Annotated in this window: 16 protein-coding genes and 1 pseudogene; 2 read left to right on the forward strand and 15 right to left on the reverse strand. The window is 71.4% G+C overall.

Annotated elements, in window-relative coordinates; all coding sequences use genetic code 11:
• Window positions 1-5: 5 nt before the first annotated feature.
• Window positions 6-176 (forward strand): hydrophobic protein, encoded by a 171-nt coding sequence (locus ACH4YP_RS04150; RefSeq protein ID WP_361070344.1) that lies wholly within the window; start codon window positions 6-8, stop codon window positions 174-176.
• Window positions 177-208: 32 nt separating this feature from the next.
• On the opposite strand, the gene ACH4YP_RS04155 is transcribed toward ACH4YP_RS04150, so the two are convergent.
• The 14 genes and pseudogenes from ACH4YP_RS04155 to ACH4YP_RS04220 form a co-directional block, all read right to left on the reverse strand.
• Window positions 209-547 carry a gas vesicle protein K gene (locus ACH4YP_RS04155; RefSeq protein WP_361070353.1) on the reverse strand — a complete coding sequence of 113 codons (339 nt, stop codon included), beginning with the start codon at window positions 545-547 and terminating at the stop codon, window positions 209-211.
• A 5-nt stretch (window positions 548-552) separates the two neighbouring features.
• Window positions 553-741 (reverse strand): gas vesicle protein, encoded by a 189-nt coding sequence (locus ACH4YP_RS04160; protein WP_143640948.1) that lies wholly within the window; start codon window positions 739-741, stop codon window positions 553-555.
• A complete protein-coding gene (locus tag ACH4YP_RS04165; RefSeq protein ID WP_398489254.1) occupies window positions 738-1,538 on the reverse strand; it encodes a GvpL/GvpF family gas vesicle protein in 801 nt (266 codons plus the stop codon). The genes ACH4YP_RS04160 and ACH4YP_RS04165 overlap by 4 nt, the downstream gene beginning before the upstream one ends.
• Window positions 1,535-1,897: a gas vesicle protein gene (locus ACH4YP_RS04170; RefSeq protein ID WP_269651456.1), complete on the reverse strand. Its 363-nt coding sequence runs from the start codon at window positions 1,895-1,897 to the stop codon at window positions 1,535-1,537. The genes ACH4YP_RS04165 and ACH4YP_RS04170 overlap by 4 nt, the downstream gene beginning before the upstream one ends.
• Entirely contained in the window at window positions 1,894-3,042 is a 1,149-nt protein-coding gene (locus ACH4YP_RS04175; protein WP_398489255.1) for an SRPBCC family protein, read from the reverse strand. The genes ACH4YP_RS04170 and ACH4YP_RS04175 overlap by 4 nt, the downstream gene beginning before the upstream one ends.
• On the reverse strand, window positions 3,035-3,727 hold the full coding sequence (locus tag ACH4YP_RS04180) for a DNA primase (RefSeq protein ID WP_398489256.1): 693 nt from the start codon (window positions 3,725-3,727) through the stop codon (window positions 3,035-3,037). The genes ACH4YP_RS04175 and ACH4YP_RS04180 overlap by 8 nt, the downstream gene beginning before the upstream one ends.
• On the reverse strand, window positions 3,724-3,990 hold the full coding sequence (locus tag ACH4YP_RS04185) for a gas vesicle protein GvpG (RefSeq protein ID WP_359858491.1): 267 nt from the start codon (window positions 3,988-3,990) through the stop codon (window positions 3,724-3,726). The genes ACH4YP_RS04180 and ACH4YP_RS04185 overlap by 4 nt, the downstream gene beginning before the upstream one ends.
• Window positions 3,991-4,042: 52 nt before the next feature.
• Window positions 4,043-4,792: a GvpL/GvpF family gas vesicle protein gene (locus ACH4YP_RS04190; RefSeq protein WP_398489258.1), complete on the reverse strand. Its 750-nt coding sequence runs from the start codon at window positions 4,790-4,792 to the stop codon at window positions 4,043-4,045.
• Window positions 4,789-5,214 carry a gas vesicle structural protein GvpA gene (locus ACH4YP_RS04195; protein WP_398489259.1) on the reverse strand — a complete coding sequence of 142 codons (426 nt, stop codon included), beginning with the start codon at window positions 5,212-5,214 and terminating at the stop codon, window positions 4,789-4,791. The genes ACH4YP_RS04190 and ACH4YP_RS04195 overlap by 4 nt, the downstream gene beginning before the upstream one ends.
• Before the next feature lie 115 nt (window positions 5,215-5,329).
• The gene (locus ACH4YP_RS04200; RefSeq protein ID WP_361070323.1) at window positions 5,330-5,701 is read right to left on the reverse strand and encodes a gas vesicle protein; all 372 of its coding nucleotides are present in this window, start codon (window positions 5,699-5,701) and stop codon (window positions 5,330-5,332) included.
• A 94-nt stretch (window positions 5,702-5,795) separates the two neighbouring features.
• Complete coding sequence (gene ligD, locus ACH4YP_RS04205; RefSeq protein WP_398489260.1) at window positions 5,796-6,725, reverse strand: non-homologous end-joining DNA ligase; 930 nt, start codon at window positions 6,723-6,725, stop codon at window positions 5,796-5,798.
• A gap of 61 nt (window positions 6,726-6,786) precedes the next feature.
• Window positions 6,787-8,634 carry a transketolase gene (locus ACH4YP_RS04210; protein ID WP_398489261.1) on the reverse strand — a complete coding sequence of 616 codons (1,848 nt, stop codon included), beginning with the start codon at window positions 8,632-8,634 and terminating at the stop codon, window positions 6,787-6,789.
• Window positions 8,635-8,891: 257 nt separating this feature from the next.
• A pseudogene (locus tag ACH4YP_RS04215) lies at window positions 8,892-9,254 on the reverse strand (FAD-dependent oxidoreductase); the annotation flags it as partial.
• A 266-nt stretch (window positions 9,255-9,520) separates the two neighbouring features.
• A complete protein-coding gene (locus tag ACH4YP_RS04220) occupies window positions 9,521-10,087 on the reverse strand; it encodes a phage holin family protein (protein ID WP_361070316.1) in 567 nt (188 codons plus the stop codon).
• Between the two features lie 147 nt (window positions 10,088-10,234).
• Here ACH4YP_RS04220 and ACH4YP_RS04225 point away from each other — a divergent pair, with 147 nt between their 5' ends.
• Entirely contained in the window at window positions 10,235-10,588 is a 354-nt protein-coding gene (locus tag ACH4YP_RS04225) for a VOC family protein (protein WP_189840916.1), read from the forward strand.
• A gap of 23 nt (window positions 10,589-10,611) precedes the next feature.
• On the opposite strand, the gene ACH4YP_RS04230 is transcribed toward ACH4YP_RS04225, so the two are convergent.
• Window positions 10,612-12,597: a DUF5107 domain-containing protein gene (locus tag ACH4YP_RS04230; protein WP_398489262.1), complete on the reverse strand. Its 1,986-nt coding sequence runs from the start codon at window positions 12,595-12,597 to the stop codon at window positions 10,612-10,614.
• Window positions 12,598-12,600 lie beyond the last annotated feature (3 nt).

The raw sequence follows: 12,600 nt of genomic DNA on the forward strand, positions 1-12,600 counted from the left end.
AAACTATGGTTCCCATCCTGCTGGTACTGCTTCTGGCGCTCATCCTTTTCGGCGCCGGCTTCGCGGTGAAAATTCTCTGGTGGATCGCACTGATAGTTATCGTCGTGTGGCTACTGGGATTCCTTGTTCGCGGCACGGGCGCGAGCGGTTCCAGGGGCCGCTGGTATCGCTGGTAGCGCCACCGGTATTTCCGTTTCCACCGGTGGCTCTACTCCCTTGGCAGTAGCGGTCCGAGCGGCCCGAGGTCCAGATTCAGGTCCTCGGGCCGCAACCCGTAGCGCTCGCGCAGTTCGGCCATACGGTCGTCCAGGAGCATGAGCGTGAGACCGATCCGCTCCTCCTGGTCCTCCGTGAGGTCCCCGGTGTCGAACCGGCGCAGCGCCTGCCGCTCCATCAACTGCCGCAGCAGCTCGACCACGGTCAGTACCAGCTTGACCAGGTCCTTCTCCACGGTGTCCGGTTCGAGATCCAGCCGGTTCCGCCGGGGCTTCCCGGCAGTGTCGCCACTCACGTCGCTCACGCCGTCCACGTCACTGATGTCGCGCATGTCGCTCACTCCAACTCCCTCCAGGGCGAGGGGACCTGTTCGTTCACCGAGCTGATGAGCGCGTTCAGGTCGATGCGTACGAGATCGACGTCCGCGATCCGCAGTGTGAGGTCGCCGGTGATGACGACCCCGCCCGCGAGCAGCCGGTCGAGCAGGTCGACGAGAGCTATCTCCCGGCGTTCCACGACGGTCACGAGTCCTCCCCGCTGAACGAGTAGGCCGCCCACGGCCCGGTGAGTTCGACCCGCAGTCCGGGAGAGTCGTCCTTCGTGCGGTCCACCAGTTCCACGAACGCCTCGGATTCCGAACGCGGCACCAGATAGGCGGCGTTGAGCACGTTCCGGCCGGACGCGTGGGAGAGCGCCGGGTTCTGCGGCGCGTGGATCCGGGTGTCCTCCGCGTACCCGGAAAGGGTTTCGTGCAGCCGGCGCGAGAATTCCTCGGCCTGTTCCCATTTATCCTCGTGCGCCCTGCGCTGACCGCGCCGCTGTCGCAGATAGTCGCGCCCCGAAACGGGTTTTACCGAAGCAGGCGCCGGCCGGGCTCCCGAATTCCCAGCGGATTCCGTGCTCTCAGAAGGCTCCGGAGATTCCGGGGATTCCGCGTAGACCTTCACTCCCCATTCGACCCGCCCGTCGAGCCGGTCGAGCGTCCGCAGGAAGGTCTCCTCGCGCCGTTCGATCATCGTGCGGACGCCACTGTCGTCCAGGAACACGGTGGCGAGCCGGAGTGGCAGCGGCGAGGTGACGACGGTGAGCGCGTCGATCACGTTCTGGTGGGCCCGCGCTGTCGCGCCGAGCCAGTCCAGGTCCTCCAGATGGGCCCGCAGCGGCCTCTCGGCGAAGTCCTCCTCCGGCACGTGACCCACCACGGCGACGAGGCCGTGGTGGGTCAACTGCTTGGGCGGGACACCCGCGACGCCCGTCAGCTGGGCCGACAGCGGTGTGCCGAAGGGGCGGCAGACGGCGTAGACGTAGCGCAGACCACTCATCCCTGAGCTTCCTCCTCCGTGGGTTCGCGCTCGCGCGCGGGGGCGACCTCGCGACCGCGTTCCAGTTCGGCGACGTGCGCGCGCAGCTCGGCGTTCTCCCGCGAGAGTTCGTTGCGGCGCGCGTTCGAGGACAGCTCCGGGTCGGACTCCCACCAGTCGATGCCCATCTCCTTCGCCTTGTCGACGGAGCACACGATGAGCCTCAGTTTGATGGTGACCAGCTCGATGTCGAGCAGGTTGATGCGGATGTCGCCCGCGATCACGATGCCCTTGTCGAGTACCCGTTCGAGGATGTCGGCGAGGTTGGCACTGCTGCCCTGCTGGCCGTAGGCGTCGGGGAAGCGCTGGGCCGTGGTCATCGGCGGCTCCGGGGTTCGGCGGCCTCGGCTTCCTCTTCGTCCGCTTCCTCCTCGGGCAGTTCCTCGTCCTCGGCGTACGCGTCGTTCTCGTCGTCGTACGCCTCCTCGTCCTCCTCCTCGTACTCGCCCTCCGCGGCCTCCTCGTCCTCGGGGATCTCCTCGTCCTCGGGAAGTTCGTCGGCAGCCTCGGTCTCGTCAGCCGCCTCGGTCCCGTCGTCGTCGAGCTCGTCGGACGCCTCGGTGTCCTCGGCCTCTTCCTCCGCGAGCGCGTCCTCGTGGGTGACGACCACCTCGCCGTCGCGGATCTCGCCACGCCAGCTGTCGCTCGCCTCGCCCTTGAGCGTGATGAAGCGGGCGAAGTTCTTGAGGTCGAGCCGGACCCTGCGGCCCTGGGCACGCCAGATGTTGCCGGTCTTCTCGAACAGGCCCTTGGGGTAGTACTCGACGATCAGCAGGACCCGGGTGAGGTTCTCGGCGAGGGAGTGGAAGGAGACGACACCCTTCGTCGTGCCCTTGGCGCCCTCGGACGTCCAGGAGATGCGGTCGTCGGGCACCTGGTCGGTGGTCTTCGCCTTCCAGCTCCGGTTGGACCAGAAGATCTTCATCTGCCAGTCCGAGGTGGTGTCGTCGCCGCGGTTCGCGCTCTTGACACCCTTCGCGAAGGTGCTGAAGTCCTGGAACTGGGTCCACTGGTCGTAGGCCGTACGCAGCGGCACGCCGACATCGACGTACTCGAGGATGACCGTGGGCTTCTTGCCCGCGCCGCCCTTGCGCTTGCCCTTGCCGCCGGTCAGGTTCTTGAACGCGCCGACGACGCTGTCCTTGGCCCGGCCCGCGCCGAGTTCCACGGCGGACCTCAGCGGCCCCTTGCCCTCGGCCAGCTTGCGGCCACCGTCGAGGGCCAGCTTGGCGAAGCCCGGACTGTTGCCCTCGGCGATGTCGTTGAGCTTGCCCGTCGTCGCACCGAGCTTGTGCCCGACGCCGACCAGCAGCCGCTGCGCCTGGGCGCCCAGATACGCCTGGACCTCTTCCTTGAGCCGGTCGGCCGCCGCGCTCTGGGCGACGGAGGTGAGCGGGTTGTCCTTCGCAGCCTTGGACGCGTGATCGGTCGCGTGCTTGGTCGCGGATCCGAGGGTGTCAGTCATTGTCTCCGCCTCCCCTCGTCAGCCGGCCCCGCGAGGCGCGGCGCCCGGCGGTCTTCGCCGCGGCCGTCTTCTTCGCCGGAGCCTTCTTCGCGGCCCTGGCCGCCGTCTTCTTGGCCGGGGCCTCCTTGCGGGGGCTCCGCTTCTCGGCGGCCTTCTTGGCGGGCACCTTCTTCGCGGCCTTCTGGGCCGGGGCCCTCTTGCGCGGCGGCGGCCGTTCCTCGTCGTCCGAGGCTTCCGGGTCGCGTTCGTCGTACTCGTCGTAATCCTCAGGCCCGTCCTCGTACGCGTACTCGTCCTCGGGCTCGTCCTCCCGGTCGCCGCGGGACCTGCCACCGGACTTGCCACCGACGCCGGGCACATCCGGAACCACGCCCGAGAGCTGGTCCCGTACCTGTGCGGTGCGTCCGTGCAGCCGGTCGGCGAGACCCTCGATCTGCCGCTCGACGAGAGCGCCGGACGCGGCCTTGCCCACGCCTCGCAGGTCCTCTCGCAGCTGGTCCCCGATCTCCTTGAACTGCGGGTTGTTCTGCAGCTGCCCGGACACCAGGTCCGCGAGCGCCCGCGGGCTCAGGTGCATCCGTTTGCCGGCCACCATCGTGCCGACGGCGAACGCCAGTTTCATCTTCTTGGTACGCCCGAGGACGTAGCCGGCCCCTACCGCGAGGCCCAGTCCCAGTCGATTCATCGTGTAGTCCCGTTGTTGCCTGTTCCGGTCCCCCTGGTCATGGCGATCTCCAGCCTGTCCAGGAGCTCGTCTTCCAGACGGTCGAACTCCGCGTCGTCGATCTCGCCCGCCTCGAGCCGCTGCTCAAGGCGAGCGAGATCGGCGCGGACCGCCGCCGGGTCGTAGTACTGGCGCTCTGCCTCCGCCACTACCTGTTGCATGGCCCAGAGGCTGCCGCGAACGGGGGCGAACGGCAGCATCAGGACCTCTCCGATCAGCCCCATGTCCTCGACTCCTCTGTCTCGTATGTCCCGGCCGTCCCGGCCGTCCCGGCTCTCAGTGGTGCGTCTCGGCGGGCTCGGACGGCCCGGGTTCGACGAAGCTGTAGGGCGGCAGCGGCCCGTGGAGCCGCACCTCGAGATGCGGTTGCCCCTTGCGGAGCTCTTCCACCGCGGCGATGAAGTCCTCGGCCGACGCGCGCTCCACGAGGAACGACAGGTTGGCCAGCCACCCGGTGGACTCCGGTCCGACGCTCACCGCGGCGGCGACCGGTTCCAGAACGCGCTGCAGCTCGGCGGCGTCCTCCGCCTCACGGTGCTGCACGGCGGCGACCACCACCTCGCCCAGCCGCAGCTTGTCGTCGTAACTGCCGCCGCCCGACTTGCGGTTGGCCTCGGTGAGCGCCCGCACCTCCGGGTTCTCGGACATCACCCGGTGCAGTACGGCCTCTTCGTCGTGCGTGGCCTTGACGTTGTACTCGACCTTGCCCGACAGCGCCCCCAGGCGCTCCTTGAAGTGGTCGGCGCGCTCGGCGAGCACCCCGGCCACGGCCGCGTCGTCCGGTGAGACGCTGCCGAACCGCATGGGCAGCACCGCGGCTGCCGCACCCGTCTCGGCCAGCACGTTCTGGTGGGCGAGCAGGTCCCTGCGCTTGGGCCGCAGCCCCTCGGGCGCGTCACTGACGACCGCGGCGAGGCCGCCCTCCTTGATGATGCGCACCTGGCGGGCCGGCTCACCGACGCCTTCCATGCCGTCGGGGAGCGAAGGATGCGAGCCGGACGTGATGCCGTAGACGTACGTACTCACTCCTGCTCCTCCTTCCGGCGTGCCGCGGTGGACTTGCGGGCGCGCGGCCTGGACTCGGCCTGGCCGTCCTCGCGGGCCTCCTTGAAGGCACCGGAGATCGTCTCGGCGGCGCCGGACAGCGCCCCCTTCGACTTGCCTCGCGCGCCGGACTCGGTGATCTCGCCGACCAGGTCGGGGAGTCCGGGGCTGCGCTTGGGGCCGGCCTCCAGGTCGAGCCGGTTGCACGCCTCCGCGAAGCGCAGGTAGGTGTCGACGCTGGCGATGACGACACGTACGTCGATCTTCAGGATCTCGATTCCGACCAGCGAGACCCGGATGAATGCGTCGATGACGATCCCTCGGTCCAGAACGAGTTCCAGGACGTCGTAGAGGCCGCTGCTGCCGCCTCCGCCGCCACTCTGTTGTGCCGGGACAACGGTCATGCCGACCGTGCCTCCTTGTCTGTTGTCGGGTGTGTGAGCGAAGCGGGACGGGTTCCCCGCCCGAAGGACTGGAGACCTGTCTCCTCGGCCGAAGGGCCGGGTAAGGTGCCGTGGCCTACCGGCCGCCGGGCCTGTTGGAGTCGGCCCTCCCGCGTTCGTAGCGGCGGACACGCCGATAGCCGGTGAGCTCGCCGTCGAGGGCGCAGGTCGCCTCGTAGCTCGCGAGCAGGCTCATCGTGTCGGGGACCCGTTCCAGTTCCAGGACCTCGATCTGCAACGCCCAGCCGTCCTCGGTGCGTTCGAAGGACGACACGGACTCGGCCACCATTCCGGTCAGCTCCGAGAGCTGGGTGCGCGCGTTGCGCAGCACCTCCATGGCGCCCGGCGCGTCCTCGTCCGCCGCGTCCTGCTGCTTGCTGTTCGATGAGTTGCTTTTGGATGAGTTCGATGAACTCTGTGAACCTGATGTGTTGGATGTGTTCGACATGGCCACCTCGGACTCCGAGTGGCCCGGCGGACGTTGGCCAAACCTCCAACGGTGCGTTCCTCGGCCGGTTGTTCGTCCCCGGCCGGTACGTGCCTCAGCCGCGCAGCGCGTTCAGTCGGCGGCGGGCCGGACCGAGCGCGCGGCCTCTGCGGAGCAGCCCCGCCCAGGGGTTGGTGCGGGCCTGGTCGACGGCGTCGGCGACGGTCCAGCGGCGGGGGCCGAGGCCGGGGTCGTCGAGCTGCTCCCAGGTGAGGGGGGTGGCGACCGGGGCGCCGGGCCTGGCGCGGACGGTGAAGGGGGCGACCGAGGTCTGGGCGTAGGCGTTGCGCTGGATGTCCAGGTAGAGGCGGTCGCCGCGGTCCTTCTTGCGGGCGGCCGTGGTGAGTTGCTCGGGGTGCGCCTCGGTGAGGGTGTCGGCGACCGCCTTGGCGAACTCTCGTACCTCGTCGAAGTCGAGCCGTCCGTCGAGCGGTACGACGACGTGCAGTCCGCGGGAGCCGGTGGTCATCAGGGCGGACGGCAGCCGGAGTTCGTCGAGCAGCTCGCTGAGCCGCCGGGCCGCCTCGCGCACCGGCTCGAAGTCGTCGCCGGAGGGGTCGAGGTCGAAGACCAGCCGGTCGGGACGGTCGACCCGACCGTCCGGCGAGACCCGGGACAGCCACCGGTGCAGGGTCAGACAGGCCTGGTCCGTGAGGTACACGAGGGTCGCGGTGTCGTCGCACACGGGGTGGACGACCGTGCCGCCCTCCTTGGACACCTCGACCCGCCGGAGCCAGTCCGGGTCGTGGTCCTGGACGTTCTTCTGCATGAACCGGGGCCCGCCGAGCCCGTCCGGGTACCGCTCCAGCATCAGCGGCCGTCCCCGCAGGTGCGGCAGCATGAACGGGGCGACCTCGCGGTAGTACTCGACCAGGTCGGCCTTCGTGTACTCCTTCGCCGACCCGTCGCCGGGGAACAGCACCTTGTCGGGCCGGTGGACCTCGACGGTCCGCCGCCCGGCCCGTACGGACCGTGTGCCGGTCATGGTCACTCCTTCCGAAAGTCGCCGCCGACGTCCGAGTGCCGTACGTACCCGGCGGCGCGGGTCATCGCACGATCGCGTTCTCCACCAGCAGCTTCGCCGAGGCCGCGATCGACTCGGCGTCGATGCCGGCGGCGTGCAGCTGCTCCTCGGGCGAGGCCGAGCCGGGCATGGTGCGCACGGCGAGCCGGACCAGCCGGGGCACGGGGCGCCCGTCGAGGAAGGCGTCGAGGACCGCGTCGCCGAGGCCGCCCTCCTCGTGGTGGTCCTCCACGGTCAGCAGGCAGCCGGTGCGTTCGGCGGCCTCGCGCAGGGCGCGACGGTCGACGGGCTTGACCGAGTACAGGTCGATGACCTGCACGGAGATACCGTCGGCGGCCAGCGAGTCCGCGGCCTTCAGCGCCTCGTGCACGGTCACTCCGGCGGCGACGACCGTCAGCCTGTCCTGCGGGGAGGCCCGCAGGACCTTGCTGCCACCGACCGGGAACTCCTCGTTGGGGCCGTACAGGACCGGCATCTCGCCGCGCGAGGTGCGCAGATAGCGGACGCCCTCGCAGCCCGCCATCCCGGCGACGAGCTTGGCGGTCTGGTTGCCGTCGCACGGGTGGAGCACGGTCGAGCCGTGCACCGCCCGGAACATCGCCAGGTCCTCAAGTCCCATCTGCGAAGGCCCGTCCTGCCCGATCGCGACGCCCGCGTGGGAGCCGACGAGGTTGATGCCCGCGCCGCTGACGGCCGCCATCCGGACGAAGTCGTGGGCACGCGTGAGGAAGGCGGCGAAGGTCGACACGTACGGCACCCAGCCGCGCGCGGCGAGCCCCACGGCCGCCGCGACCAGCTGTTGTTCGGCGATGTAGCACTCGAAGAACCGGTCGGGGTGCTCCTTCGCGAAGAACTCGGCGCGCGTCGAGTCGCTCACCTCTCCGTCGAGGGCGACGACGTCTCCGCGCGCGGTGCCGAGCGCGGCGAGCGCCTGCCCGTAGGCGTCGCGGGTGGCGACCTCGTCACCGGTCTCGTAGCGCGGCAGGTCCAGGTGCCCGGCGCGTACGGCGTGGAGCATGCGGGCGGCGGGCGGCTGCCGGACCTCGATGCGGAGGTCGTGCACTCCGCCGAGTTCCTGGATCGCCTCTTCGGCGTCGGGCAGCGGCTTGCCGTGCAGGCCCTCGCGGTCCTGGACGGACGCGACGCCCTTGCCCTTGAGGGTGCGGGCGATGATCGCGGTCGGCTGTCCGACGGTGGAGACCGCCTCGCGGTACGCGCGGTCGATCGCGTCCACGTCATGGCCGTCGACCTCGACGGTGTGCCAGCCGAAGGCCTGGAAGCGGCGGGCGTACGCGCCGAGGTCGTGGCCGTGCCGGGTGGGGCCGCGCTGGCCGAGCCGGTTGACGTCCACGATCGCGATCAGGTTGTCGAGGTGCTCGTAGCCGGCGTGCTCGGCCGCCTCCCACACGGAGCCCTCGGCCAGCTCGCTGTCGCCGCACAGCACCCACACCCGGTAGCCGACCCGGTCGAGCCGCTTGCCGGACAGCGCGATGCCCACGCCGACGGGCAGCCCCTGCCCGAGCGATCCGGTGGCCGTCTCGACCCACGGCAGCCGGCGCGGTGTCGGGTGCCCTTCGAGCCGGCTGCCGAGCCTGCGGAACGTCATCAGCTCGGTGTCGTTGATCGCCCCGGCCGCCTTGTACGCGGCATACAGCAGCGGCGAGGCGTGCCCCTTGGACAGGATGAAGCGGTCGTTGCCCGGGTGGGCGGGGCGGTCGAAGTCGTAGCGCAGATGGTTGGCGAACAGGACCGCCAGAAGGTCGGCGGCGGACATCGAGGAGGTGGGATGCCCGGATCCCGCCGCAGCGGCCGCCCGAACACTGTCCACACGCAACTGCTGCCCCAGTTCGGCGAGTTGACGGGAATTCATGACTCTCCTTCGACAGGGCGTACGGGGCTGGGGGCGACGGGCTCAACGGGATCGAGGCCCGAGGATTCGGCGGGGCCGCGAGAGGCCGGGCGGGCGGGAGCCGCGCCTGCCGGGCGACCGGCGGCCGGGTGGGCGGAATCACCGCCCGCCTGGCGGCTCCCGGCAGTGCACGCGGAGCGGCCGGGATCCGGAGCCCCGGGGTCGACGGGATCCCGGGCCGCGAGGGCGTCGGGTTCCGACGCCGGGCAGTCGCCCGGGTCACGCGGGTACAGCGCCTCGGGCAGTCCCCGGAAGCCGTGCGCGTGCTCGGCGACACCAGGCACGGGCAGCAGTTCGTTGACGCTGCCGACAGCCGGTACGAGCCGGTCGTACGAGAGGGTGCCGTCGGCCTCGCCCAGCACCAGCCGTACGCCCGGCCGGGTGCCCGTCAGCGAGACGGTGACGCGGCGCGGCTCCAGGACACCGGCGGCGACCTGGGGCAGCAGGGGAAGGCAGAGAGAGTGGTCCGTGGGGTTCAGCAGGACGATGTCGGCCTTGTTCCGGGGCAGCCGGGAGAGGGTGCGCGCCGTCCGGTACCCGGCGAATCCCGCTCCGACGATCACGACACGAGGTCGGCTCATGGGGCGCCTCCGGCGGAGTCGATCGTTCGGGGCTTTCCGCGTCCCCCTGGCCGGGACACCCAAACGTCGAGGTCCCCGCCCGTCGGCGTCACGGGCCGGGCGGCGGGCGCCGAGGCCACCGGAAACCGGCGGGACCGTCCGGGCTGGTTCGGGCCCGTTCCGGCCGTGCGGGTCCACGGACGGTGTCTCCCCCGATTGTCCGGGGCGCCACCCGTCACCGCATCCCACGCGACGGAGACGCACCGGTTCGGTACGCCTCCGTGGGTTCACCGGGCCGGGCGGTGCGGCCCCTCGGGATCCGTCGCGCCCGGCATCGGGGGCGTGCCCGCACCGGAGGGCCCGGGCGCCCCGCTCACGCCGCCGGGAGCGACGGGCGGAACGGACGGGGCAGGCGGGGCGGGCGGGGTGGAGGGCCCGGCGAGCCCACCGGGCGGCGTGCCGGGAGCCGTGCTGCCGGCGACCCTCGCGCTCTGCTCCTCGACGGTCCGTCCCGCGGCGGCCTGTCCCTCGGCGACCTGCGTCGGCGCCGCGGGCCGGGATGCCGTCGGCCGCGCCGCGTTGCGCAGCGCGTAGGCCGCGGCTCCGAGCAGGACGGCGGTGATCAGCGCGGCCACCCAGTCGGGCAGTCCGAGCGCGAGGACGAGGCCGACGGTCAGCGCGAGGGACGCGCCCGCGTACAGGGCGACGGCACCGGACGCGGCGTACAGCGAGGCCGTACGGCGCTGCTTGCTGGTCTGCTCCCGCAGTTCCTCGCGTACGGCGTCGCGGGCCACCTGGGCCAGTTCGTCGACCAGGTGTTTGTCCAGATGTTCCATGTGTTCGATGCGGTCCATGGCGGCCGGGTACCCGCGCCCCTTCGCCCGTAACGCCGGGCGCCTCCGGCTCCGTTCGCCCGGCGGCACCCCGGCCGTCCCCGCCCGCGACCCGGGATCCGTACGAAACGATCTCCTCCCCGGCCGGCCCCAACTAGGCTCGTCCGCATGGACATTCTGGGAGCCACGCTGCGCATCTGCGTCGACGACCTGGAGACTGCGGTCCCCTTCTACGAGAAGCTGGCGGGCGCTCCGGCGCTCCGCTTCGAGCGCGGCGGGGTCTCCGTCGCCGCCGTCGGCTGCTTCCTGTTGATGAGCGGGCCGGAGTCGGAGTTGGAGGTGCTCCGCAAGGTCTCGGCGACCATCGCGGTGACGGACGTCGACGAAGCCCACCGGGTGCTCACCGACTCGGGCGCCCACGTCGTGGCGGGCCCGGTGGCGACACCCGGCGGCCGCAACCTGATCGCGATGCACCCGGACGGCTACATCTACGAGTACGCGGACCGCCGAGCGGCCGAGTAGGTCACCCGGCACCCACGCCCAAGTCACCCCGCGCCGTCGGCGCCGGGCGGCCGCATCCTGAAGTCGTAGCGCTCCGGCAGGGGTTCGTCGGCGATACGGGACCAGGCCACGCCGATCGCCTCGGCGCCCTCACGCAGGTCGGCCACCTCGAAGCCCACGTCGAAGATCGCGCGCGCCGCGTCCCTGTCGCCCTCAGCGAGCAGCAACTCCGCCTCGATCAGCCGGAATCGGCCGCGTGCGCGGGTCGCCGGGCGCAGCCGCTCCCACACGGAGCGCGCGTCCGCCGTCCGCCGCACCGCGAGGAGCGCCGCGATGGCCTCCCGCCCGAGCGCGGCCGTGGCGGCCGTCCATGCCTCTCCGTCGTCGCGCCGCTCCCGGCACAGGTCGTCGAAGGCGTCCGCGTACCGGTCTGCGGCCCGTTCCCGGTTGCCCGCGTCCTGGTCGGCGACGGCGAGGCAGCGCAGCAACGGCCAGAGGGACGGGGCGAGTTCGAGGGCCCGCTCCCAGCTGCGCACGGCCTGTGCCAGGTCTCCTTCGTGCCACTGGGCCACGCCCAGGTGGTACTCGGTGAGCGGCTTCGCGGGTGCCGTCTCCAGCATGTCCCGCCAGTGCCGGGCGACGAGCGTCTCTCCTGGCGGTCCCACCCGGCGCGGTTCCGGGAAGGCCCCGGACCTGAGCAGCTCCACCCAGGGCGCCTGTAGGTCCCCGAGTGTGTCCTCCTCGAAGGGCGTGCCGGGCAACTTGAGGTCGCCGCGCAGGACTTCGAGCGCGCCCCAGCCGGATCCGACGGCCAGCGTCTCACCGGGTTCGGTGTCGGCGGACGCCCGCCAGTTCTCGTACGCCGTCTCGAACTCCCCGCGTGGCAGGACCTGTTGGAGCCGTTCCTCGACTCCGGAGCGGGCCGCGGCCCAGTCGGTGCCGTGCACGGTGTCCGCGTCCGCCGTCAGCGGCCCGTACGCCTCCAGCCACGCCACCTCGCTCTCGGCGTCGAGGCGGAGGTGTTCCAACTGGGTGCGGGCGAGCCCCGCCTGGATCTCGCAGTAGCCGCCGGTGCCGGGCTCGGTGAGCCACTCCTGCCAGCGCCGGCCGCCGGTGCCCGACCCCCACACGAAGAGCTTGCGCCCGCGGAGCACGTCGGTGGACGTCTGCACGAGCCCCTGCCCCGTCTCGTCCAGGGCGGCGATCCAGCGCCGCTGGCCGTCGGGCACCTCGTAGAAGTAGTCGGCCGGGTACTCGCCACGCAGCGGATACGTCCGGTCGGCGCCCTCGCACACCGGAACCGGCACCCGGCGCAGCCGGCGCTCGTAGCCGAAGTGCCAGGCCTCCTCGGCGGGCGCGAGCACCCGGCGTTCCTCGGGGACGGCGGTGTTGGACCACCAGTACAGCGGCGCGGCCTTCTCGTGCGGATTGCGGACGCGTACGCCGACGTACAGGAAGTCGGAGTCCTCGGGCAGCCACAGGTCGACCTGGAACGGCAGGTCGCGCAGCCGTTCCCACTCCCACAGGCGCAGCATCTCGCCGCCGTCGGGCGCGGTGACGCGGGCCGCGTGCAGGGGTGCGCAGGCGAGGGCCGAGTGTCCGGTGGCGCCGATGTTCCATTCGATGCCGCCGGAGAACCAGGCGCCGTTGAGCGCGAAGTCGGCGGGCTGCAACACCGGGTTGCGGTAGAGGAGTTCACGGTCGGACGGCTTGTGGAAGAGGGACACGACACGGCCGCCGTAGCCGGGCAGCACGGTCGCGCGCAGCCGGTCGTTCTCGATGACGAGCGCCTCGACCTCGCGGGGCTCCCGCGTTCTCCCGTACCCGTCGCGGACGCGTTCGGGCAGGAGGCCGCGCAGCGGTTCGTAGCCGATCTGGCGGGCCATGTCGCGGGGCAGGCCCTCGCGTTCCCGCTCGTCCACGTGGTGCGTCTCGTCGAGCGGACGCAGCGGAGGGAGCGGGTTGCTGGGGCCCAACTCCGCGACCGGCAGCGTCAGTACGTCACGTCGGATGGTCGTCACGTCGACCATGGA

This window comes from Streptomyces sp. NPDC020747 (assembly GCF_044334695.1).
Classification (GTDB): Bacteria; Actinomycetota; Actinomycetes; order Streptomycetales; family Streptomycetaceae; genus Streptomyces.

What these genes read in the sequence shown, in the direction of transcription:
- ACH4YP_RS04165 (WP_398489254.1), bottom strand. Translation starts at nt 1,538, where the DNA reads ATGAGTGGTCTGCGCTACGTCTACGCCGTCTGCCGCCCCTTCGGCACA.
- ACH4YP_RS04155 (WP_361070353.1), bottom strand. Translation starts at nt 547, where the DNA reads ATGCGCGACATCAGTGACGTGGACGGCGTGAGCGACGTGAGTGGCGAC.
- ACH4YP_RS04195 (WP_398489259.1), bottom strand. Translation starts at nt 5,214, where the DNA reads ATGACCGTTGTCCCGGCACAACAGAGTGGCGGCGGAGGCGGCAGCAGC.
- ACH4YP_RS04220 (WP_361070316.1), bottom strand. Translation starts at nt 10,087, where the DNA reads ATGGACCGCATCGAACACATGGAACATCTGGACAAACACCTGGTCGAC.
- ACH4YP_RS04210 (WP_398489261.1), bottom strand. Translation starts at nt 8,634, where the DNA reads ATGAATTCCCGTCAACTCGCCGAACTGGGGCAGCAGTTGCGTGTGGAC.
- ACH4YP_RS04225 (WP_189840916.1), top strand. Translation starts at nt 10,235, where the DNA reads ATGGACATTCTGGGAGCCACGCTGCGCATCTGCGTCGACGACCTGGAG.
- ACH4YP_RS04170 (WP_269651456.1), bottom strand. Translation starts at nt 1,897, where the DNA reads ATGACCACGGCCCAGCGCTTCCCCGACGCCTACGGCCAGCAGGGCAGC.
- ACH4YP_RS04150 (WP_361070344.1), top strand. Translation starts at nt 6, where the DNA reads ATGGTTCCCATCCTGCTGGTACTGCTTCTGGCGCTCATCCTTTTCGGC.
- ACH4YP_RS04185 (WP_359858491.1), bottom strand. Translation starts at nt 3,990, where the DNA reads ATGGGGCTGATCGGAGAGGTCCTGATGCTGCCGTTCGCCCCCGTTCGC.
- ACH4YP_RS04180 (WP_398489256.1), bottom strand. Translation starts at nt 3,727, where the DNA reads ATGAATCGACTGGGACTGGGCCTCGCGGTAGGGGCCGGCTACGTCCTC.
- ACH4YP_RS04175 (WP_398489255.1), bottom strand. Translation starts at nt 3,042, where the DNA reads ATGACTGACACCCTCGGATCCGCGACCAAGCACGCGACCGATCACGCG.
- ACH4YP_RS04200 (WP_361070323.1), bottom strand. Translation starts at nt 5,701, where the DNA reads ATGTCGAACACATCCAACACATCAGGTTCACAGAGTTCATCGAACTCA.
- ACH4YP_RS04230 (WP_398489262.1), bottom strand. Translation starts at nt 12,597, where the DNA reads ATGGTCGACGTGACGACCATCCGACGTGACGTACTGACGCTGCCGGTC.
- ligD (WP_398489260.1), bottom strand. Translation starts at nt 6,725, where the DNA reads ATGACCGGCACACGGTCCGTACGGGCCGGGCGGCGGACCGTCGAGGTC.